Consider the following 22249-nt stretch of genomic DNA (forward strand, 5'->3'; position numbering starts at 1 on the left):
TACACTTACCGCTTGAGGCTTTACATACCCGCGGCTGCCCGATCAGATGATCTGCTGCGCCTCTCGGAATCTTTCCGGTGGCGTCCCGGGTACTCCTTCCTCTCATGTGACACAGTGCAGCCGACACTTGGGAGCGAACACCCGTCGCCGCTGCTGTTCGGGCTTCCCAGGAGACGAAACGAGGAGCCGCCGGAATGACCGGCAACCCTCCGCGGTGGACCACTAATTGGCTTTGTGAAACTCCTCGGGCGACATCGGCCCAATGACATCGGTGGCGTTGCATGTCAGCGGATATTTTTCGGCGACGGCGTTGACCTGCTCCAGCGTCAGTTTTTCGATGATTGCCAAGTCATCTTCCAGCGAGCGATACTGCCCTGTGGTCAGGCGTTCGGAACCCACTGGGAAAAGACGTGCGGAAGGCCGTTCGGCTGCCAGGGCCAAGCTGGACATGAGTTTGTTCTTGACGCGTTCGAGTTCCTCGGCGGTCACGCCGTGTTGCTCAATGGCCGTGTAAACCTCTCGCAATCGCTGCAAGTTCTCCTGAAGCATGCCGGGATCGCAGCTCATCAACGTGGCGAAGACCCCCGCGTCCTCGTAGCCCTCGTAGCTGAGCGATATGGAGTCCACGCGGCCCGGCTCAATGAACTCCCAATACAAACGGCTGGAAGAACTTCCCGATACAATGGCTGCCAGCATTTGTGCGGCAAAGCGGTCAGGGCTGTCCGCCGGGGGCGCCTCCGCCAACTGGATGACATATTCCTGGGTAGCGGTTGGCTTTTGGTGGACACGCAATCCGTAGGCCGGCTCGAGCAACCGTTGCCGGATCCGTTCACTCTCGATCGGCTCCAGGTGACTGCAATGCTTTTCGGCAAGAGCCACCAATTTGGGGAATTCAACCGCGCCCGTTGCCGCAATTACCACATTGGTGGCCGTGTAACGCTGGTTATAGTAGCTGCGCATTTGCTCAACGGTGAGCCGAGAAATGGACTCCGTGGTGCCGATGACGCTCTGCCCCAGGGGATGTCCCGCGAAGAACCTCGCCCGGCAGAGATCGTCCACGCCGTACGGTGGCTGATCCAGGTACATCGAGATTTCTTCTAGGATAACCTGCTTTTCCAGTTCAAAATCTTCCTGTCGCAGAGCCGGCCGAAGAAGCAGCGCTAGCAGCTCGAACGCCCGGTCCAGATACTCCGGCAGGAAAACCGCGTAATAAACGGTCTCCTCGAAAGAGGTGGTGGCGTTGTAGGAGGCCCCAATCTCATCAAAACCGCGGTTGATGTCCTCGGACGTGATTCGCCCTGTCCCTTTGAACGCCATATGCTCTAGAAAATGGCTGACCCCGGCAAGTTCCGGCGGCTCGTCTCGGGAACCGGCACGAACAAAAAAGCCCAGGGCAATTGACAGCGCCCGGGGATGGCTCTCACAAATGACATCCACTCCGTTCCACAGTTTATGACTGTAAAAGCTCACTGGGGACCTCCACAGGCCTTGGGCCAACAGTGACGACTGTGAAATCTCGCGGGCGATTCTCTCGAAGGAAACTGTTGATTTCCTCGGTAGTGAGGGAATCCACAGCCTTTTTGATCTCTTGCATGGAGCGCACTCGCCCCAGAAGCGCCCAATCCTGGGTCAGGGCGTGAGCTCTCGCAGCACTGGATTCTTGAAGAAAGACAATCCCACTTTTCAATTGAGCCTTGGCGCGATTCAGCTCGTCGTTGTGAACGCCCTCCCCGAGGTTCTGAAGTTCTTCCAGCAAAACTTGCAACGACTCTTCCGCTCGTTCGGAAGTGGTGCCCACATAACAGATCACCCCACCAAATCCGCGGATAGCCACGTAGCTGGCCCCCACGGCGTAACACAGGCCCCGTCTTTCCCGCAGTTCCATGAAGAGTCGTGAGCTCGTACCACTGCCCAGCATCCCAGCCGCCGCCCGCGCCAAGAAATAACGGTCATCTTCATAGGGAACACTTCTATAGGCCACGCCGATATGAGTTTGCTGAGAATCGAACGGAACATGGGCCTGGCGCTCGGTGGGCCAGCGTGCTTCCGGTGGAGGGGGCGGACATCCTTTCCAGTCGCCAAGTAGTTCGCCGATCGATGACACGAGTTCATCCCAGTTGAATCGTCCCGCTACCCCAATGACGATACCGCTGGGCTGGAAGTGGCGCTCGAAAAACTCTGCTACCTCGTGCCAGGAAATAGCCACCACGTGGTCAATCATGCCATGGGGGGACCGACTCCAGGGATATGGAAGAAAACGATATCGAAGGGCTTTGTTCAACTGGTGCTCCGGGTCATCCTCCTCCGCCTGAATCGTCTGGATGAGCCCCTGGCGAGCAGATTCGAGATCCTCTTGGGGAAGGCGCGGCTTTCGGAGGACATCGCTGAAGATTGCCAGGGCCTCCCGCAGATAATCGGGCCGCATCGCTGCGCTGAAATGGATGTACCGGTGTCCTACCGATTCCGACCACACCACGCCGAGGTTTTCCAAATCCTCCAGAAACGCCCGGGCGTCGCGCGGCCCCGCCCCACGGAGGACCATATCGGTTGTCAAACTGGCCAGTCCCTGGCGATCCTCGGGGTCAAACAAGGCCCCTGCCGGGATAGCGATGTCAAAACTGACCGAGCTGAGCCAGGGAAGCGGCTCTGCCACGACGAGTAATCCATTATCGAAATGGTGGACGAAATAAGAATCACTGGATGTGGTCACGTGCAGTTGTACCCCTCACATCAGGTTAGCGGACGTTGGTCAAGGCGATTGAGAGCGCATGGTGGAGAGCGCTTCAGTGTGACCCGTTCTTTTTCAACTCCGAAGTTTTATTGTACGCCCCAAAACTTGTTCGCCGAATAGCGGGAGTGTCGCAGTAAAAGGAGGGAAACTATAATTGACCGTGGACAGAGAGGCTGCTGGGCTCGTCCCCAACCGAGCCAGGTGAGCTGCTTGGCGGAACTCGGTTGAGGACGAGCTCTACAGCATGGATGAATGCGCTCGGCCGGCAACACAAGGCCAGCATCGACGGGAAAGTTCGTGAGCTGTAGAGCACCGATCTCATGGGAGCCTTTGACAACACCGACGATCCGAGAATCCGTACCTGCCAGGAAAAAATCGGCTACAGCTTTTCAAATCCGCGGCTGCTCCAGACAGCTCTGACGCACGCGTCCGGGGCTGAAACACGGCTCGAATCGAACGAGCGATTGGAATTCCTGGGCGACGCCGTGCTGGGAATGGTGGTCTGCGAGCTACTCTACCGAAAGCTCCCCCATCTTACGGAAGGCGAGCTCACCCGGTTGAAATCCAGCATCGTCAGCCGGTTGCATTGTGCGGAGCTGGCTCGACGCTTGGGTCTGGAAAAACTGATCATCATCGGAAAAGGCCTGTCTGGTCAACCCAAGCTTCCCAACTCGCTCCTGGCAGCGGTTTTCGAGGCCATCACGGCGGCCATCTACCTGGACGGGGGGCTGGATGCAGCGAAACAATTTATTGAACCGCTCGTCCTGCCAGAACTGGAAGCCTTTGTACGGGACCGAATCGGCGAAAACTACAAATCAATCCTCCAGCAGATCAGCCAGAGATCTTTTGGGACCACGCCCGCGTATCTTCTCCTGGAGGAGCGGGGACCGGATCATGGCAAACTTTTCAAGATCGCTGCTCAGATCGGCACCACACGCTACCAGGCTGCCTGGGGAAAAAGCAAGAAAGAAGCGGAACAACGCGCAGCGTGTAACGCACTCCATCAATTGAAAGCGCTGCCGCCGCCTTGTTCGGATGAACTGGGTGAGGACGGGCTTCCCGTCGTCGGTCCCGTAGCCGAGGGAATTGAACGGTTCCTGGAGTAGGTTGACCTAGAGGCAACCATTGCTTTACCCCCCAGAATAATGGCTGCGCAGAAGGGAGTTCTATGAAGAGGCTCGCGGTGGTTCTTCTTTCGGGCAGGTTGGACAGCACCCTCGCTGCCCGAATTCTCCAACTTCAGGGCTTCGAGGTGGTCGGTCTGACGGTGCGTCTCCCTTTTCACCGTTGCGAATCAGCAGCACTCCAGGCAGCGTGCGAGCTCCAAATCCCATTGGCCATGCGGAAGGTGGAGGAAGACTACATGGAAGTCCTCCGCTATCCCAGGCACGGCTATGGCAAAGGGGCCAATCCCTGTCTGGACTGCCGCACATACATGCTTCGCATGGCCAGACAACTCATGGACGAGCTTGACGGAATGCTCGTGGCCACCGGGGAAGTCCTCGGCCAGCGGCCGATGAGTCAGAAACGGTCCCACCTGGGGATCACGGCTTACGAATCAGGGCTCCAGGACCGCCTCCTCAGACCGCTCTCCGCCAAGTGCCTGCCCCCGACGCTGCCAGAACGGGAAGGTTACGTCGATCGCGAGAAGCTCTACGCTTTCACCGGCCGAAGTCGTAAACCGCTTTGGGCTCTGGCCAGGCAATTGGGGCTCAAAAACATCCCCGAGTCTGGGGCTGCGTGTTCCCTCACCGACGTCCAATTCGCCCCTAAAGTTTTTGATCTTCTGGATCACGATCCGCAAGCCTCGTTATGGGACTGCGAACTGCTCACCCTGGGCCGCCACGTGCGGCTGGATGAGCGCACAAAACTCATCATCGGGCGGAACGAGATGCAGAACCTTCAACTGCGACGTCTCTTTGCAAGACGAACCCGTGAAGACTGCCTACTGCTGACGCCCGGCAATTTCACGGGTCCTGATGCGATTCTGGTGGGTGACGTTTCCGAACCTCAATGGGAAAAAGCGGTCGCCACCATGTTGCGCTACGTGCATCGTGAACTTCTTCCTAACGTGGAGGTCGACATTTGCGTGGGGGGTGCGGTTTTCCGTCGCAAGTTCCGCTGCCCGTCATCGGAGACTCAGACATCTCCAAACACGGTTCTATGATCACAGACAAGGGTCCGAACACGGGCTGAGAGGGGAAGGAACAATGAACGTCCATTTGCCCTGCCAGCAGCTTCTTTGCTGCTGCTGATCCGTGACCAACCGACGGAGACGAGGAAAAAAGCTAGGGACGCCACCATCCTGGAGGCGTCCCTTTCTCGTCGTTGTACTCGAAAGAGCTGTCGCCGAGCTGCGTCCGTCGCGGAGCCTCACGGCGTGGCGGGCGGGGTTTCTTCCGCTGGCGCCGGCGCCGGTGCGGGCGCCCTCTTCGCCGCGGGCTTCTTCGCGGCCTTCTTCTTGGCCGACTTCTTGACCGCCTTCTTCGCGGTCTTCTTCGCTGCCTTCTTAGCTGCCTTCTTCGCCGGTTTCTTTACCGGCTTCTTAGCGGCTTTCTTGGCAGCCTTCTTCGCCGCCTTCTTCGCGACTTTCTTGGCCACCTGTCGATCCTCCTTTTAAAGACCTGCGGCGTCGAGAGGGTGGAACCCTTGCCACGTTTTCAACCACTCTCGCACGCCAAACCACCCAAACACTACCACACAACCACGTGCCGGTTCCCTCACCTGCTGATGTGGACACTCTATCGTCATCCGCGGCTCATCCGTCCGAGCCACCTTCCAGCCGCTGATCACGAATCAACCAGCCCCTCCATAATTAATTGTTATTATCGTAACGTGTTCTTTGAAAAGTGCAAGCTGAGTGAACAAAAAAACGTGCCGAGTTCTTCAACCTCGGCACGTGCCTCTGCCCACAGCAAACATCAAACATAGACTTTCAGATGGGCACTCCTGTGAAGGAAGTGATGGCCTTCATATAGTTTCCGCGCTCGAACACTTCGGGATTCGGGCAGTTTTTGTGGCTCATACTGCCTTTCATTTGCTCCACGGATTCGTATTCCTGCTCCTCCATCCACTGCTCAATCTGCTGGAGAAACGTCTTGATACAGCCAAACCCTTGCTTGTAAAGCACCGACGCCAGCATGACCACATCGGCACCTGCCAGAACTGATTTGATCACAGCCTCTGCCGAGTGGGCTCCGCCCGTGAGCGCCAACGAGGCATTAACCTTTCCATAGAGAATGGCAATCCAGCGCAATGGCAGCAGTAATTCGAACTCGGTGCTCAGCACCAGGTGCGGCTTCGTTTCCAGGGTATCTAGCCGGATATCTGGTTGAAGAAACCTGTTGAAAAGGACCAATCCCCAAGCGCCGGCATCCACAAGTTGCCTGGCAAAATGCCCGACAGAACTGAGATAGGGGCCAATTTTCACGGCTACCGGTATCGACACCGAAGAAGCGACCGCTTTGACGAGACTGAGATACTGGGCCTCCACTTCGGCTCCGGAACGTTCCAGATCGGCAGCCACCAAGTAGATGTTCAGCTCGATCGCGTCGGCACCGGCCTCCTGGAAGAGCTTGGCGTACCGAATCCAGGAGCCCTCCGTTGTACCGTTGAGACTGGCAATGACAGGGATTGAGAGGCACCGCTTGGCAGTCCGAATCCGGTCGAGATATTCGTCCGTTCCCAGCCGATATTCTTCCGGTTCGGGGAAATAGGAAAGGGCCTCCGCGAAGCTGTCGGTGCCGAACTCATGGACTCGGGCCAGATTCTCTTCCTCCGCCAGAATCTGCTCCTCGAACAGGGACGGCAGCACAATGGCCGCTGCCCCGGCATCTTCCAGCCGCTTCTGGTTATCAAGACTCTCCGTGAGCGGGCAGGCCGCCGCCACGATCGGGTTTTTCAACTCCAACCCCAGGTAACGCGTACGCAGATCAACACTCATGTTCAGTTCCTCCGCTGGGTGCATTCTCACTCGCCATCACCGCCAGAAACTGCCCCAGAACGGGCAAGGGCTGCGCTGAGATTCTCATACAGGGCATATCGGAAATTGATGTCTTCCTGGCCAAGCTGGAACAACTGCTCAGCCCGCTCCGGCTTCGAGCGACTCAAGATAGCGAACCGAGCCTGCTTGAGCGCGAAGTCCTTGAAAGCCCCTTTGGGTGGGCGGCTGTCCACATGGAGCGGCTGCTCTTTGTCACGGGGGTCATAGTGATAGAGCGGCCAGTACCCGCATGCGACCGCTTCCTTCTGGTACTCCATGCCCTTGGACATATCGATCCCCCACCCGATGCAGTGAGAGAGGGCGATGATGAGAGACGGCCCGCGGTATGACTCCGCCGCTCGAATAACCTTAATCGCGTGGAGCGGATTGGCACCCAGCGAGATTTGGCCGACGAAGACATTTCCATACGACATTGCGACGAGCCCGAGGTCTTTCTTGCGACTGGGTTTCCCTGCCGCCGCGAATTTGGCCACCGCTCCTCGGAACGTGGCTTTCGATGCCTGACCGCCGGTATTGGAATAGACTTCCGTGTCCATCACGAGGAGATTGATATCGCGACCGGAAGCCAGCACGTGGTCCAGGCCACCAAATCCGATGTCGTAAGCCCATCCGTCTCCACCGAAGCTCCAGATGCTACGCCGAATCAGATAATCTGCGGAGGCAAGGAGATTTGCCGCATCATCGCCCGGGATTTGGGTCAGCTTCTTCTTGAGCTCGGCCACAAGTTGCCGCTGCTTGGCGATTTGCTCGTCCGTCTCCTGCGGATTGTTCAAAAGCTCGGTCACCAGGTTGTCACCAATCTGAGAGGCCAGCTTCTTGAGAAGCCCTGTGGCGTAATCAATCTGCTGGTCTACCGCCAACCGCATGCCAAAGCCAAACTCGGCTGCGTCCTCAAACAACGAATTGTTCCAGGTAGGCCCCCGGCCTTGGTGGTTGGTCGTGTAGGGAGTGCATGGCAAATTGCCGCCATAAATTGACGAGCACCCCGTCGCGTTGGCGATCATCATCCGGTCCCCGAAAAACTGGGTAATCAGTTTGACATACGGGGTTTCACCGCAACCGGCACAGGCACCGGAGAATTCAAACAGCGGGAGCAGAAGCTGCGAGCCTTTGACCGTATCGACAGCCACCTTGCTGCGCTCGATGTCCGGGATGCGGAGGAAAAAGTCGAAGCATGCTCGCTCTCGTTCCAGGTGATCCAGCTTGAACAGCATGTCGATGGCCTTGTGTTTGGCCACCTCTTTGTCACGGACGGGGCACACCTCCACACACAGGCCACAACCAGTGCAATCGTCCGGAGCAACCTGCACCGTCATGTGGTAGCCCGGATATTCTTTGCCCCGCCAGGGAGCCGACTTGAAGCCCTCGGGAGCTTTTTCGAGAATCGCCGGCTCGTAGACTTTCATGCGAATGGCTGCATGCGGGCAGACCAAAGAACAGAGTCCGCACTGGATGCAAATCTTCGGGTCCCAGATCGGAATCTCCAGGGCAATGCTCCGCTTTTCGTATTTGGTTGTCCCTGTGGGGAACGTTCCGTCTGGCGGCAGAGCACTCACCGGCAACTCGTCGCCACGATAAGCAATCATGGGCCCCAGCACGTTCTTGACAAATTCCGGAGCGTCCTCCGGCACCGGCGGCAGCATGTGGATCTTCGAGGTCACCTCGTTGGGGTATTTGACCTCCTGGAGTGATTCCAAAGCTTTGTCGACGGCCGCAAAATTCTTTTCGATGATCGCCGACCCGCCCTTCTTTCCATAGCTCTGGACGATCATGTCCTTGATCTCTTTGATCGCCTGCTCCACCGGAATGATGTTGGCCAGCTTGAAGAAACAAGTCTGCATGACCGTGTTAATACGCACACCGAGGCCCGTCTCTTTAGCCACGCGGTAGGCATCCACCACGTAAAACTTCAACTTTTTGTCGATGATCTGCTTTTGGACTTCGGCGGGCAGGTGGTCCCACACTTCCTCAGCCGGGAAGGGGCTATTGAGGAGGAAGGTGGCTCCCTCTTCCGCCGCTGCGAGGACATCAATTCGTTCCAGAAAGTGAAATTGATGGCACGCCACAAAGTTGGCTTTGTTGATCAGGTAAGAGCCTTTTATCGGACGAGGACTGAAACGTACATGCGAGATCGTCATTGACCCCGCTTTCCGGGAGTCGTACACGAAGTAGCCCTGGGCGTAGAAGGGGGTATTCTCGCCGATGATCTTGACTGAGCTTCGGTTGGCCGAGACAGTCCCGTCGCTCCCCAATCCGTAAAACAGGGCCCGCACCACATCCGGCGGTTCAATCGAGAAGGTCGGATCGTAGTCCAGACTCAGGTGGGTAACATCGTCTTTGATGCCCACGGTAAAATGCCGCTTGGGTTGCGGTTTCTTCAATTCCTCAAAGACCGCCAGTGCCATGGCGGGGTTAAACTCTTTGGACGACAGGCCATACCGACCTCCGATAATCAGCGGCGTCGGTGCCCCCGGCGCGTGCTCGGCCCATTTCTCGGCAATGGCCGCCACCACGTCGATATAGAGGGGTTCGCCGATCGCACCAGGTTCCTTGGTCCGATCCAGGACCGCGATTCGACGGACCGTGGTGGGAAGTGCCCGCACAAAAGCATCCGCATCGAACGGGCGGTAGAGCCGAACTTTCACCAACCCCACCTTTTCGCCCCGTTCGACGAGGTAATCGACCGCTTCTTCGACAACGCCGGTGCCGGACGCCATGGCCACGACAACGCGCTCCGCATTCGGCGCTCCCACATAATCAAAGAGGTGATACTGCCGTCCAAAAAGCCGCGCAAATTTGTCCATCGCCTTCTGGACAATGGCGGGCGTCTTTAAGTAGAACGGATTGCAAGCCTCGCGTGCCTGGAAGAAGACGTCCGGATTTTGTGCCGTTCCCCGCAAAACAGGCTTCTCGGGAGACATGGCCCGTTCACGGTGGGCCCGTACCAGCTCCATATCGATCATCTTCCGCACATCGTCATCGCTGAGCTGTTCGATCTTGGCCACCTCATGGGAGGTGCGGAAACCGTCATAAAAGTGAATGAAGGGCACGCGGGCTTCCAGGGTCGCCGCATAAGCGATAAGGGCCAGGTCCTGAGCCTCCTGAACCGATCCCGAGGCCAGCAGCGCCCAGCCCGTGGTACGACAGGCCATCACGTCGCTGTGGTCACCAAAGATCGAAAGGGCGTGCGTGGCGACCGTGCGGGCGGTGACGTGGAAGACTGCTGGCGTCAGTTCCCCAGCGATCTTGAACAAATTGGGGATCATCAGCAGAAGCCCCTGCGAGGCCGTGAATGTGGACGAGAGTGTTCCCGCCTGTAGGGCCCCGTGGCAGGCCCCCGCGGCACCGGCCTCGCTCTGCATTTCCACCACCTGGGGGACGGCACCGAAGATATTCTTTCGACCCGCGGCCGCCCAGGCATCCGGCAATTCACCCAGGGTGGACGATGGCGTGATCGGATAGATCGCCATCACCTCCGAGCAAAGATGAGCAATATTGGCGGTCGCCTCATTTCCTTCAACGGTGACGAAACGCTTCTCGGCCACGGCTTAATCTCCTCTTAATCTATGCCAAATACGGCGGACAAAATTCGCCACTCAATGTGGGGATCACCCTCGATTCATGACGAAAGGCTACCTGAAACCAAGACGGCCCAAACGCCTGCCAGTCTCCCGAGAATGGCCCCTGGATATACCCCTTCGCCGCGCGGCAAATTCGTTGGTACCGACTACTTGGTCGGTCGTTTAGAATAGCCGTCACATCTAAGATGAGTTCGGCAAGTGCCACGATTCCCCTGAGATTGCGCATCCCCTGATCTCATCTCATTCCCGGAAGCTCAAACCGTAAGCGTACCGATTTCTCTCGGCCGTTGCAAGCTGCGCTAGTTCACCGGTCTATCGAATCTGCGTGGGCCCATCCGCGCCGTCACACCGGCCGCGGCACGTGCCGTGAAACCCCGCTTGTCCCGCCCTGGCTTCGGGCAGACTTTGTCGTATAATTGCTGTGCTCAGTTGCAACAATTTTGTCTATCGAATTTCACACTAACGATTGAACCGGTAACCTGCGCTGCTACCGAGAAAGGAGCCTCGCAATGAAGTCCCTGTTCCTCACAAAATTGACTGCAATCGCCTCGGTATTAACCTCGTCCTTGATTGGTGCGTTTGCCGGCCAGAAAGTGGAGCAACGGGCGGAACTTCGGGTGGGCGATGAAGCCCCAGATTTTAAACTCCCCGGCAGCGATGGCAAAACGTACCGCCTTTCCGAGTTTCGCAACAAAAAGATTGTCGTCCTCGCCTGGTTCCCCAAAGCCTTCACGCCCGGTTGTACCCGTGAATGCCGCGCCTTCGCCCAGCAGGCAGACGCATTCGAAGGCCTCCCAGTGGCATATTTCACAGTCAGTGTTGATACGCCTGAGGACAACAAACGGTTCGCCGAATCGCTCAAGGCCCAATATCCCATTTTGAGTGACCCAACCCGACAAACGGCCCTGGCCTACGGCGTTCTGACTAATCCTCAGGGATTTGCTCAACGATGGACTTTTATTATCGGTCCGGACGGGAAGATTCTTCACATCGATAAGCAGGTCAAGGTGGATTCCCACGCCCGGGATGTGGCTGATTGGATCAGAAACTGGCTTCAACAGCATCCGGAGTGGAAACCCCAGGAATAAGGCCACCCCAGAATCGTGTGATGGAGCCTCCCGAAGCCCTTGTCAGCCATTTTAGAAAGCTCACCCATTGGCAAACTGAACAAAACGGCCCCGGGTGATTTGCCCGGGGCCGAAGCATTTTTGGCGAGTCCGCTATTAACGATTTATTCGCCTTAGCTCGCGTGCTCCTTCACGGATGGAGGTTGTGTGTCACGGTGGGACCAGGATGCCGTACCATCCGGCTGACTCGCATCAGACGCAAATCCGCTTCCCAAACCACCTCGGCCGATCGTCCGTCTGCCGTCGCCCGCGCTGTAACGAGCTCTTCTCGATCATTCTGATGCAGATACTCTTTAATCTCCTGCACCCGCTTGTTTTTTGGATTCAACTGGGCACAGACGTCCGTCATCTTTTCGATGGAGGCCCTCATTTCGAAGGAGGGGGCTGCCTGCTCGCCCTGGGCGACGCAGTCATCGATCGCCCGCTTCAGCGTCGCCACCGCGTTCTTTCCGATGGCCACACCCGCATATCCATTCACAGCCGTGAAGGCCACCTCCAGCTTTTCACCGAGAACCGCTTTTTGCGCAGCGGTGAGTTTGTCGCCGAGGTTAATTTCCATTCGGTGGATGACGGCATCTCCGTGGCGGGCGTAGTCCGGGGTTACCGTCACCCTCTCAAACAACTTGGGAAACTTCGCCTGAGCAGACTCGACAAGGTGTCCGACGAATTTTTCCGTCGCATCCGAATTTCCCACGAATTTGGCCGCCACAAGTGTGACTTGATCCGGCTTGGCCACTAGGGTAACAGCACCCTCATAACGGCCGTGGTGCACCCAGTCGTTGGCAATGCCAAGCCATTCCTCGAAAAGCTCTCGCACGAGATTGGCATCCTCCGTTTTGGAGATCCGTCTTTCAATTACCTGTTCCATCTCGGCACGCAACGCCTGTCCGAGTTTTTCCAGCTCCTCTTCAGGCGGGGTCGGGAAGGTGTAAACCCACCCAGCGGAAAATGCCGCGTCCGGCCAGTGCCGTAGTGCGACGAGAGGACTTGTCACGTTCTGCTGCTCGGCAAAATACCGGGCAAGATTGGTGTTGGGAATGGCGAGGCAGCGGCAAACGCACCGCACCTTCTGGCTTTCGCGGTCCACCTGCCAGCCGACCACCCATTCCTGAGTCTGTGCTGTCGCCGCTGACGCGACCGAAAGAATCTGCGGAATAAGCGTCGCCGCCAGAGGGTGGCGTTCGGCTTCGCGCTGCGTCCTTTCTTTCACCTTTTCCACCCAGGCCCCCAATCGTGGGCCAAAACTGGCCAAAACCTGGGGAACATTTACCCGTACCCCCACATCCCATTGCAAATCAAAGCCTTCCAACCACGGTTCAGGCGAAGAAGGCACATGCGACACGGCGGCTTGCTTCTCACTCACGTAGACCCAGCCCGCAACTGCATTGGCGTAAAGTTCTTTTCCCAGAAATGTGAACTTAACGACGCCATCTTCCTTTTCTTCCACATCGCCGATCCAGGGCTTGACCACGTCGTGGAGCGCATGCACATCAGTTGTGGGCACGGCTGCCACCCACACCACGCGATCTCCCCCCGCAGACACCGCAGCCATTCCGAGGGGCCGCGAATCGTCCAGACCGTTCTTAGTGAGCGTTTCCGTCCTTTCTAAAAGCCAGGCCATAGCCTGGGTGACGCCATCTTGCTGGGTCCCAAGGACTTCCTGAACAGCTTTCATATCCGCCTGGCATTCCCGTAGCGGAGCAATCCGAACCACTACCAGCGGTTCTACTGCCTGAGCGGCCTGGGCTATCAAAAGCAATCCGCTCAGACCCCACACAAACTTGTGTAGACCCCAATCGCGCAGCATCCTCATGGCAACCTCCAGACAACAAACACCCGACAGTTGAACCGCCCGTCACCTGTCCCAGCGCACAGGGCGCAGGCGCCCGGGCCCGGCATCTTTATCGTCAAATAGTCTGAAGCCTCTCACGGCGTCCGTTGGGCCTCGCCAGTCCGAATTTGCGCCACCGCAGTAAGAGGCAATTGGTTTTTGAGCATTTCACTCGCGATCATGAGATCCCGATCCAGTCCGGCCCACCGACTGGATTCGAGCTGTGTCAATTGATTTTGCAACTGCTGAACTGTTCGATCCGGTGTACTCACAATAACAGCCAGCGATCGATCCGGAGAAAGCTCCGATTCTTTCGGCATGCTGTGATCCAAACTCGCGGGCAGACTTCCCATTTGCCCATTCATTCCATTCGCCACTTCCTCTGGATTGGGCCGAGCCCCAAAAAGCAACCCGCCTTGCCTGACGGACGTCACCGTCAAAACTGCCAGCAGTACCGCCACGGCGCACCCAGCCAGCCCCAGCATCACGCGCAATCGTTCCCGTGAATATAACCAGTGAGTCGCTCGGCCTCCATCGATCAGCCCACTCTGCGTGACTTGCCGGAGGATTCTCCGATGGAGCTCCTCGGAAAACTCCGGTCTCTCAGCTTGAGCGGCCGCTCTCAGAAGACCACCCAACCATTCCTCATTGCGATGATTGTGACGTTGATCCTCTCTCATTGTACACCGATCGTCATCGATGGGTTACAGCACGTGCCTGCTGCCAATATGAGGACTGGGATGCTTGTCTATTCCCGCCTCAAAAACAGCCGTAAATTCCTGGAGATGGGGAAGTAAGACCTTTCTCGCTCGGCAAAGGATCGTTTTCACCGCCCCCTCCGACTTTCGGAGAATGGCCCCGATGTCCCTAGCGCTCATCTGTTCCACGTAAAACAGCCACACGACCGTAAATTGAAGCGGTGTCAGCACGCTTTGCACCCGGTCCCATAGCCGATCGCGCTGTTCTTTATTTTCCATGCCCTCCCCTAGACGCGCCTCCAGAACTGCAGGCACGCTATTCTCCAATCGCGACTGCCACTGTTGCCGCCGCAGCGCGTTGAGCGCTACCCGATAGGCCACCGTGAAAATCCACGGTCGAAATTCCGCCCCCTCATGAAACGACCAAAGCTTCTTAAATGCTCGCAAAAACGTTTCCTGTGTGAGATCCTCGGCATCCTCTCGAACCCCACATTTTCGTTGCAGAAAATGTCGAATGGGTACCTGATACCGACGCGCAAGCTCGCCAAAGCTGCGCGTACAACCTCGTTTGGCTCGTTGAACGAGCTCTTTGTCGGTCAGCAATGCGAGTGACTCGTCACCACTCATCACAAAAATTTTGAACGAAATTTGCTATCGGCATGCCTCGGTATGTCAGCCGGACAACTCCCGTTGCGCCTCGCCGTTATTTTTCCCGCAACCACGGAACGAGCTTGCCCAGCACGTCCAGAACGTCGTCCGTCGGGGCCGTCCAAACGAGCGTGGCCCGGTTCTCGCTGGCAAAAACTTTGGCGTGATCCAGCACCGCCACATAGCGCGGCTCATCCGCATAATGGAGCTTGCCGATGGCCAGAAGTCCTACCAGCGCATCCCGAACGTTCAGGGCGGTATCGGCTCCTTCCACCTCAAACGTGGCCTGAACGAATGCCTGCCCCTGGTGCTCCCCCAACGCTGCCGTCAATCGCCGGCTGCGGCGAATAAGCGGAGACATGAACTGTACGGGAAGCTGATCCATGCTCCGGGCATGTATCTCCACGTAGGTACCTTGCCGTACGTGGTAGAAAGGCTCAGCACTATCACTCCCCATCTCCTTCACAGCGCTCGCCGCGATCTCGTCCACCAGATCACCCTCGCGACTTAGGACCACCCAATCGCCGGGAAGAAAACATCCATGGAGAAAGACCTTTTCGCTTGCGTCGTGCCAACGATGAATGGTGATTCCCGCCACAGTACGGGTCGCGTATTCAGGATTGGTCTTGATAAAACCGAGCAACCGCTCCTGGTTTACTTTCAGTTGCACAAGTACGGCACCCTCTTTAGGATCGAAGCTCACCCCCAGAAACGTCACCCCGTGCAGATCGCTTTTTAAATTGGCCTCTGCGAGGGCCGCAACCCCTTCAATTTCTGCTCGGTTGGGACTCCGCTGCCAAAAGCGTTCCAAAACGCGCCCAGCCCCGGGCGACTGCCGGAGGGTATCGACGTCAAGGTGGACGATCCACCGCCAGTTTTTTGGAACCAGACGCCAATCCAACTCACCGGCCCCACTCGAAGATGGGCAAAATACTGCCCATCCCGCCAGGGCGGCTATCCAAATCCACCAGTTGCGAACACGGCGCCAAAGCACCATTGTCATGCCACGACCCTTCTTTTGTCACGTCGCCCACGAGAGCTGTCATCAAGTATACACACCAAGTCCTCAAGAGGTGACGGGAATTTCGGACTTAGTTGCGAAAGAATTACAGAATTGCCCTACCCCCGCCAAAGCCCCGGTTTGGCCGTGCCCTGGTCTTCCTCCACCCTGCGTCGTCATCGTATACCACGGGCCGGCGTCCTCTCGCACGTTGCTTTGCCTTATGCATCATGGATCCGATGGTTGGCCGCGATCGTCGTGCCCGTTTCAGAATCGTACTTCGCACCATCGCATACCGTGTTCAGGCGGGCTGTCAAAGGCCGGTGTACCGAGTTCGGGTGGCGCCGTGAACCGCCTCCCACGGCCAGAATCTGACCGACCGCCGGTCCTCAGAAGCACCGCTGTTGCACTTGGCCCATGTGGGTGTGTTACACGTTTGCGCGCACCGACATGAACGGCTGTAAAAGCGATTGTGCACGCGCTCGTGATTGAATGAGAGCGACACCGTCAGCTCGGCAAGAACTATCGTCCTCAGGAGGGTAGCGCCAACCGCCTGATGCACCTTCCACAAAACGGAGGCGCGTGATCATTCCGGGCAGTGTGTAAGGAGTCATGGATTAAAAATGATGTCTGGCACGGGCAATTAAAAAATTGCCCCCATCGAGCCTTTGGTCTATTACAGATCCTTACAAAAAGCGGGCATGGAGCAGAACTTTTAAACATTGAGGCCGAATCGCTCCTTGATAGTCGGATCCAGCATTCTCGTTAAAAAATCAACAACCGTGTCCGGGGCTTTGCGAGACTTATGCCAACTCATCACGACTCTTTTTGTGCGGCCGACGAAGCGCACAGAGCTGGACAAAGGCTTCCCCGCGAGTAAGACCCAGCCCGAAGCACCTGCCTGTCAAGTGATGGTTGTGAAAGACGCGCTCATCATATCGATTTTTTATGACCTTCGGTCAGCCGGTTACTCATATTGTTTTCTGGTTGTTTTCCGGAGCAGGATAAGGGTGCCATTTCGTGCTGAAAATGGGAACCGGTCGAGCATATAACTGCACTTTCGGGACAAAAACAAACTTTTGTTTGAGCAGAATATTCACATAGTGCCGTTCAAAGATAGGGCGCGTATTCCGCGAGGACAACGCGGTGAGCTCTGTATTCGTGCTTAGTCTCTCGCATAAAGAGAGCATTTAGTTGTACACAAAGGATACACGACTTATTCCCGAGGGTGACTATCCTCCATCTTAGTTATTGACAACAATACTCGTCGCGTTAGACTAGCGTTTAAAACGTGCACTTTTTGCCAGTAAAGATTGGCCAGCTGAAATCGATCCGGACCTGGAAGGCCGGCATCGCACGGGAGGGACGGCCATGAGCGGGGAACTGGCATCGGGCTCGTCTTCTCGGGTCGCCGAGTTTTACCGGATGCTTTTCGAACCCCCGGAGGGTTCCACGGCCTGGGCCTGCATGCAGTGCGGTCTGTGCACGAGTTCATGTCCTCTGGGGGATGCCATGGAGTATCCACCGCGGCGGATTATCGCCGAGGCCTGGAGTGGGACGCTGGAACGGGTTATCCGCAGCCCTTCCGTCTGGATGTGCGTGGGCTGCTATACCTGTTCGCTCCGCTGCCCCCGTCAGATCGACCTCACCGACACTGTCTGTCCAGCGGTGCGGGATTACGCCCTGCAAGAAGGCATCCAACCGCCGCCTGAGCTCCGCGCAGCGTTCCAGAATCTCTATCTTTACGGGAATGTCTTTGGCCAGTCTCCCCGCAAGCGACTGGAGTGGACGCGGGGGCTCGAGGTCACGGTGCGGGACCTTTCTAAATCGCCGGAGCCTGTCGAGGTCCTGTGGCTAGTGGGCTGTTATCCCTCTTATCACCCTCGCAACCAGGTGGTGGCGCGGAACATGGCCCGCATACTCACTGCCCTGGGAATCCGCTGGGGAATCTTAGGCAAAGAGGAACGGGCCTTGGGAGATTGCGATCGCCTTTTCGGGGAGGAAGGACTTTTTGAGATGCTGGTGGAAAACAACCGACGTCTCTTTGAGCGGTTCCAGTTCGAAAAGATCGTCCTTCTGGATCCCCATGCCTTTCGGGCACTGGAAAAGTTTTATCCCCGCTTCGGGGCAGTATTCCCGGCGGAGCATTACACGACCTTCTTGGCCTCTCGCTTGCAGCAACTCCGTCCTTGGCTGGTTAAGCCGATCAAGGCTCGGGTGACCTACCACGACAACTGCTGTGTTGGTCGGCGGTGCCGGTGTTTCGATGCGCCGCGGGCCCTTTTGGCAGCCATCCCAGGCCTGGAACTGGTGGAGATGGAAAGGAATCGCGAGCACGCCCTTTGCTGTGGTGGGGGTGGCGGGGGTATGTGGCTGGATGCCTTCATCACACAACACGGGGGCCGCCGGCTTTCCGACGTACGAATCCAGCATGCTCTGAAAACTGGCGCGGAGATCCTGGCGGTCTCCTGTCCGTTTGAATTGTCCCGGTTCGAGAACGCGGTAAAGGTTGCTGGGGCCGAAGACCGGCTCAAAGTCCGCGACATCCTTGAGCTCCTGGCTGAGTCCATGGGATTGAACGAAGGAGGTGGTCCATGAACGTCCTGGTTGTGGTGCGGCTTGTGCCGGATTTGGTGGAGCCGCTCGTGGTCACCCCTCAGGAAGACAACCTCGATTGGGAGGAGACGGCCCTGGTGCTCAACGAGAGCGATGACCACGCTTTGGAAGAGGCCCTGCTGCTCAAAGAGAAGTATCAGGCCCGCGTGACGGTGGTGGCTTTCGATTTCGGGGAAATCGACCAGGTGCTCTACATGGCGGCAGCCAAAGGGGTCGATCGGATCATCAAGATTTCCTGGCCGCATCGTGAGCCACCCAACAGTCTGGAGATTGCTGAGACACTGGCCCAGTTGGTGCCCACCCTGAAAGTGGAATTAGTTGTCATGGGCTGTCAATCACCGACGGAGTTTTTGGGGATGGCAGCGCCCCAGCTTGCGGCTGCGTTGGACTGGAGTTACGTGGGGGTGGTACGGGGGCTCGAGGCCTCTGAGCATCCCGAAGCGTGGAAGGCCTACAAGGAATATCCAGGGGCAGTCCTGGCGGAGATGGAAGTCCAGTTGCCGGCAGTCGTAGGGATCCTTACCGCTAGTCAACCTCCGCGGTATGTGCCGGTAAGCCGGATCCGCGCCGCAGCCCAACAGACCCGGTTCGAGATGGTTGAAGGTCCCCGTGAGTTGAAGGAACCGTCGGCCGCAATCCGTCGGGTGTATCTTACCCCTGCGACGGCCCATGCCACGATGCTAAGAGGTTCGGAAGAAGAAGTCGCCCGTCAACTGGTGGAGATCTTGCTGGAGAAAGGGATTCTGAAATGAGCCGCCGCATCGCTGTCCCGGTGGAAGTGTACCGGGGGCAAATCACCGACCTCACAAGGGAGTGTCTGATTGCTGCCCGCCTCGTCGCTCGAGACGAGGATGAGGTGGTGGCCTACGTGTTTGGTGAAATCCCGGACCACGGGAACTCAGCGTTGCAGCTTGCGGATCGAGTTGTGACGTTGGAGAACGGCCAGGTGAGCCAGCCAGTGGCTTTGGCCCAGGCCAAGCTCCTGTGCTCGAAGCTGGATCGGAAGGACACTGAACTGGTTCTCGTGGGGAGCAGTTCGTGGGGGCTCGATGTAGGCCCCCTGGTGGCAGCTTTCTGGGGTGTGCCCCTTGTGGCCAACTGTCAGGGGTTGGAGCGGCGGCAGGCTTCGTTATGGGCCACCTGTCGGATCTGCGCGGGAAAACTTCTTGTGGACGTCGAAGTGGGGGCTCAAACGGCCGTGGTTCTATTGCTGCCGGGCAGTTTTCTCCGCAAGGAGGTGACGCCCCGAGCGACACAGCCGGTGATGGAAAAGGAATCGGTTTCCTCCCAGGAATGGGACGCCCGCGTCCGGTTCCAGCGGTGGATCGAGCCGCAACGGGAAGATGTGGACATCACCCAGGCGGAAATTTTAGTCGCCGTAGGCCGGGGCATAGAGCGACAGGAAAACCTGGAGGTCGCAGAGGAACTGGCGGAGGTCCTGGGAGGTGTGGTGTGCGGTTCCCGGCCGGTGGTGGATCAGGGCTGGCTGCCACCCACGCGACAAGTCGGCAAATCGGGGATGATCGTTAAACCCAAACTTTACCTGGCGATGGGGATCAGCGGAGCCCCGGAACACGTGGAAGGGATGAAGGACGCCGAGCTGATCGTTGCAATCAATCGGGACGAGCGTGCGCCCATCTTCCACGTGGCTCATTACGGGATTGTTGCGGATCTGTTCGATGTAATTCCGGCTTTGAAGGAGGCCCTTGTAGCGCGGCGTCAGGAGGCCTGAATGGTACCCGTTCGCCCCACATTCTGGAACATTCCGGGATGGAGCGAAGCACTCCAGTACGTCCTCGGATTGTTGGTGATGGGCGTTCTTGTGTGGGGCGTTCTCAGCCACGTTCGGTCCTGGCAGCGTGGGGCTCCCGAAGACGGTGTCCCATGGACCTGGAAAATTCTTAAATCGATGGTTGACCGGTTGTTCCGGTACGTTATTCTTCCGGAACGGCTTCGCAGCGATCTGTTCGCACTCATCACGCACAGTTGCCTCCTTTGGGGCATGGTCCTGTTAGCGATCGGCACCGCTTTGGCCCCGATCGATTGGGACGTATTCCACCTCATTTTTGGATGGCGACTGCTTGCGGGGGTGACCTATCAAATATTTGAACTCGTCCTCGACCTGGCAGGGGTCGCCCTGGTGCTGGGAGCGACACTGGCGCTTTACCGCCGGTATGTATGGCGGCCGGCCCGCCTGGCCACTCCACCCCTTTCCCGCGACGCCTGGCAATCTCCCGTCTTGGTCGGTCTTCTTCTGACTATTGGAATTACTGGGTTTATTCTCGAAGGGCTGCGGATCGAAGGTGGGCGAATCCTCGGTCAAACACTTCCAGCGGACAGCAAGGTACGGCCAACGGTGTCTGGCGAACACCGAACGGACCAGATGGCGGTGGCGGCTACCGCGGCTGCCCGTTGGTCGCCGGTCGGCAACGGCGTCGCGGCCCTGTTTGGCGGCATTTCCTTGCCTACAGTCCGCGGCATCCATTTGATCATTTGGTGGCTCCACGCTTTGTCGGCCTTCGCGTTCCTCATTCTGATCCCCTTTACCAAAGGGGTTCATCTTGTGGCCGGGTTGGTCCACGTGGTGCTTCCCCGCTCTGAACAGTGGCCGGTGGCCTCGGAAAGCGGTCCGACTTCGTCCAAAGGGAACTCCCTCCCGGCCCTGACCTGGCGGCAACGGATGGAGATCACAGCCTGCACGGCATGTGGCAAGTGTCAGGAACTTTGCCCGGCCTACGTGTCCGGCCAGCCGCTAACGCCCAAAGGCCTCGTGTGGGCAACGCAGGGTCGGCTTTTCACAGAACTTCGCTGGCCACCGCTCATTCCTCGTACTCCTCTGACAGAATGCGAGTGGCTGCGCGATGAGGCCGTTTGGTCCTGCTACACATGCCGACTGTGTGAGGAAGTATGTCCCCTCCTGATTCGACATACCGGGTTGGTCGGCGCTTACCGCAGGGCCTTTGTGGATTCCGGAAAGTTGGCCGACGGATTGCAGGAGGTCTTCATCAATCTCCAGCGATATGGAAACTCATTTGCTCACTCCCCGCGGAAACGCGGAGACTGGGCGAAAACGCTCGGCTTCCCTGTGAAAAACGCTACCAAAGAGCCGGTAGACTATCTGTGGTTTGTGGGAGATTACGCATCCTACGATCCCCGTGTGCAAAGCGTCACTCAGGTCGCCGCACGGCTCCTCCACGTCGCGGGAGTGGACTTCGGGATTCTGTATGACAAGGAGAAAAACAGCGGTAACGACGCTCGACGGGCAGGAGAAGAAGGACTCTTTCAGTATCTGCGAGAGGAGAATATTGCTGCGCTTCAGCGGGCGAGGTTTCGAGTCCTCATCACCGGCGATCCCCATAGTTACCATGCCTTGCGCAACGAGTATAGGCTTGAGCAAGCGGAATTGGGTCCGCAGAAAGGATCGATTTCGGTGATGGAACCACAGCTTGTGGGATCATCCCGCGAGAAAGGCTCCGTGTTCGTAACCACATCCGATCCCAACAACAGGGTAGCCAGTTCAAACAGCCCGCTCCCCGTTCGCTCACTAGTGGAGCTTTTCTGGGAACTTCTCCAGGAAGGTCGTCTCAGGGTGGTGAGAAAACTGGAGCGGCGGGTGACCTACCACGACCCGTGTTACCTCGGACGGTACAACGGGATTTACGATCCCCCGAGGGCAATCCTCAACGCGATCGGATGCACCCTCGTGGAGATGCCCCGGCACGGCCAGTACAGTTTCTGCTGCGGAGCCGGCGGGGGACGGATCTGGATGAAAGATCGACCCAATAACCGGGAGCGTCCCGCAGAAAACCGTATTCGCGAAGCCCTCAATCTTCCCGGCGTGCACGACCTGGTGGTGGCGTGTCCGAAAGATCTCGTCATGTTCCAGGACGCTGTCAAATCTCTCGGCCACGAGCAAAAACTCCGCGTCGTGGATATCACCACGCTTTTGGCAGAGGCGGTCTTGGCGGAATCCCCTATCAGTTCGGATAAGCCGACAGCCTCTGAAATATGAAT

Annotated in this window: 16 protein-coding genes; 7 read left to right on the forward strand and 9 right to left on the reverse strand. The window is 57.5% G+C overall.

Going from position 1 to position 22249, the window contains the following annotated elements:
• Positions 1-222: 222 nt before the first annotated feature.
• Both ABJK56_RS18195 and ABJK56_RS18200 read right to left on the reverse strand, forming a co-directional pair.
• Positions 223-1470, reverse strand: a complete 1248-nt coding sequence (locus ABJK56_RS18195) for a pitrilysin family protein (RefSeq protein WP_347246103.1) — start codon at positions 1468-1470, stop codon at positions 223-225.
• Complete coding sequence (locus tag ABJK56_RS18200; RefSeq protein WP_347246104.1) at positions 1451-2710, reverse strand: pitrilysin family protein; 1260 nt, start codon at positions 2708-2710, stop codon at positions 1451-1453. Before ABJK56_RS18200 ends, ABJK56_RS18195 begins: the two co-directional genes overlap by 20 nt.
• A gap of 341 nt (positions 2711-3051) precedes the next feature.
• On the opposite strand from ABJK56_RS18200, the gene rnc reads away from it, so the two are divergent.
• Positions 3052-3837 carry a ribonuclease III gene (rnc, locus tag ABJK56_RS18205; protein ID WP_347246105.1) on the forward strand — a complete coding sequence of 262 codons (786 nt, stop codon included), beginning with the start codon at positions 3052-3054 and terminating at the stop codon, positions 3835-3837.
• A gap of 62 nt (positions 3838-3899) precedes the next feature.
• Positions 3900-4898 (forward strand): hypothetical protein, encoded by a 999-nt coding sequence (locus ABJK56_RS18210; RefSeq protein ID WP_347246106.1) that lies wholly within the window; start codon positions 3900-3902, stop codon positions 4896-4898.
• Positions 4899-5104: 206 nt separating this feature from the next.
• On the opposite strand, the gene ABJK56_RS18215 is transcribed toward ABJK56_RS18210, so the two are convergent.
• The 3 genes from ABJK56_RS18215 to nifJ all read right to left on the reverse strand — a co-directional run bounded on the left by ABJK56_RS18215 (position 5105) and on the right by nifJ (position 10279).
• The gene (locus tag ABJK56_RS18215; protein ID WP_347246107.1) at positions 5105-5332 is read right to left on the reverse strand and encodes a hypothetical protein; all 228 of its coding nucleotides are present in this window, start codon (positions 5330-5332) and stop codon (positions 5105-5107) included.
• A gap of 334 nt (positions 5333-5666) precedes the next feature.
• Positions 5667-6674: a dihydroorotate dehydrogenase-like protein gene (locus tag ABJK56_RS18220; protein WP_347246108.1), complete on the reverse strand. Its 1008-nt coding sequence runs from the start codon at positions 6672-6674 to the stop codon at positions 5667-5669.
• Positions 6675-6700: 26 nt separating this feature from the next.
• Positions 6701-10279, reverse strand: a complete 3579-nt coding sequence (nifJ, locus tag ABJK56_RS18225) for a pyruvate:ferredoxin (flavodoxin) oxidoreductase (RefSeq protein WP_347246109.1) — start codon at positions 10277-10279, stop codon at positions 6701-6703.
• 545 nt (positions 10280-10824) lie between these two features.
• Between nifJ and ABJK56_RS18230 the strand changes: the two genes are divergently transcribed.
• Positions 10825-11403, forward strand: a complete 579-nt coding sequence (locus ABJK56_RS18230; protein WP_347246110.1) for a peroxiredoxin — start codon at positions 10825-10827, stop codon at positions 11401-11403.
• Positions 11404-11572: 169 nt separating this feature from the next.
• On the opposite strand, the gene ABJK56_RS18235 is transcribed toward ABJK56_RS18230, so the two are convergent.
• From ABJK56_RS18235 to ABJK56_RS18250, 4 genes are all read right to left on the reverse strand, one after another.
• Positions 11573-13255: a hypothetical protein gene (locus ABJK56_RS18235; protein ID WP_347246111.1), complete on the reverse strand. Its 1683-nt coding sequence runs from the start codon at positions 13253-13255 to the stop codon at positions 11573-11575.
• 113 nt (positions 13256-13368) lie between these two features.
• Positions 13369-13953 carry a hypothetical protein gene (locus ABJK56_RS18240; protein WP_347246112.1) on the reverse strand — a complete coding sequence of 195 codons (585 nt, stop codon included), beginning with the start codon at positions 13951-13953 and terminating at the stop codon, positions 13369-13371.
• A 24-nt stretch (positions 13954-13977) separates the two neighbouring features.
• Entirely contained in the window at positions 13978-14598 is a 621-nt protein-coding gene (locus ABJK56_RS18245) for a sigma-70 family RNA polymerase sigma factor (RefSeq protein ID WP_347246113.1), read from the reverse strand.
• A gap of 76 nt (positions 14599-14674) precedes the next feature.
• The gene (locus tag ABJK56_RS18250; RefSeq protein WP_347246114.1) at positions 14675-15622 is read right to left on the reverse strand and encodes a hypothetical protein; all 948 of its coding nucleotides are present in this window, start codon (positions 15620-15622) and stop codon (positions 14675-14677) included.
• A gap of 1368 nt (positions 15623-16990) precedes the next feature.
• On the opposite strand from ABJK56_RS18250, the gene ABJK56_RS18255 reads away from it, so the two are divergent.
• From ABJK56_RS18255 to ABJK56_RS18270, 4 genes are read left to right on the forward strand one after another with little or no spacing between them, the layout of a single operon-like run.
• Positions 16991-18217: a (Fe-S)-binding protein gene (locus tag ABJK56_RS18255; RefSeq protein WP_347246115.1), complete on the forward strand. Its 1227-nt coding sequence runs from the start codon at positions 16991-16993 to the stop codon at positions 18215-18217.
• Positions 18214-18987 carry a hypothetical protein gene (locus tag ABJK56_RS18260; protein WP_347246116.1) on the forward strand — a complete coding sequence of 258 codons (774 nt, stop codon included), beginning with the start codon at positions 18214-18216 and terminating at the stop codon, positions 18985-18987. The genes ABJK56_RS18255 and ABJK56_RS18260 overlap by 4 nt, the downstream gene beginning before the upstream one ends.
• Positions 18984-19967, forward strand: a complete 984-nt coding sequence (locus ABJK56_RS18265) for an electron transfer flavoprotein subunit alpha/FixB family protein (protein ID WP_347246117.1) — start codon at positions 18984-18986, stop codon at positions 19965-19967. The genes ABJK56_RS18260 and ABJK56_RS18265 overlap by 4 nt, the downstream gene beginning before the upstream one ends.
• Entirely contained in the window at positions 19968-22247 is a 2280-nt protein-coding gene (locus ABJK56_RS18270; protein WP_347246118.1) for a (Fe-S)-binding protein, read from the forward strand.
• The last annotated feature ends 2 nt before the right edge of the window (positions 22248-22249 follow it).

The sequence above is a fragment of the Thermogutta sp. genome, from assembly GCF_039793925.1.
Classification (GTDB): Bacteria; Planctomycetota; Planctomycetia; order Pirellulales; family Thermoguttaceae; genus Thermogutta.

Bases quoted from the DNA above. Each gene is read 5' to 3' on its own strand.
- ABJK56_RS18230 (WP_347246110.1), top strand. From the start codon at position 10,825: ATGAAGTCCCTGTTCCTCACAAAATTGACTGCAATCGCCTCGGTATTA.
- ABJK56_RS18255 (WP_347246115.1), top strand. From the start codon at position 16,991: ATGAGCGGGGAACTGGCATCGGGCTCGTCTTCTCGGGTCGCCGAGTTT.
- ABJK56_RS18265 (WP_347246117.1), top strand. From the start codon at position 18,984: ATGAGCCGCCGCATCGCTGTCCCGGTGGAAGTGTACCGGGGGCAAATC.
- ABJK56_RS18240 (WP_347246112.1), bottom strand. From the start codon at position 13,953: ATGAGAGAGGATCAACGTCACAATCATCGCAATGAGGAATGGTTGGGT.
- ABJK56_RS18210 (WP_347246106.1), top strand. From the start codon at position 3,900: ATGAAGAGGCTCGCGGTGGTTCTTCTTTCGGGCAGGTTGGACAGCACC.
- ABJK56_RS18270 (WP_347246118.1), top strand. From the start codon at position 19,968: ATGGTACCCGTTCGCCCCACATTCTGGAACATTCCGGGATGGAGCGAA.
- rnc (WP_347246105.1), top strand. From the start codon at position 3,052: ATGGGAGCCTTTGACAACACCGACGATCCGAGAATCCGTACCTGCCAG.
- ABJK56_RS18250 (WP_347246114.1), bottom strand. From the start codon at position 15,622: ATGACAATGGTGCTTTGGCGCCGTGTTCGCAACTGGTGGATTTGGATA.
- ABJK56_RS18235 (WP_347246111.1), bottom strand. From the start codon at position 13,255: ATGAGGATGCTGCGCGATTGGGGTCTACACAAGTTTGTGTGGGGTCTG.
- ABJK56_RS18220 (WP_347246108.1), bottom strand. From the start codon at position 6,674: ATGAGTGTTGATCTGCGTACGCGTTACCTGGGGTTGGAGTTGAAAAAC.
- ABJK56_RS18260 (WP_347246116.1), top strand. From the start codon at position 18,214: ATGAACGTCCTGGTTGTGGTGCGGCTTGTGCCGGATTTGGTGGAGCCG.
- ABJK56_RS18245 (WP_347246113.1), bottom strand. From the start codon at position 14,598: ATGAGTGGTGACGAGTCACTCGCATTGCTGACCGACAAAGAGCTCGTT.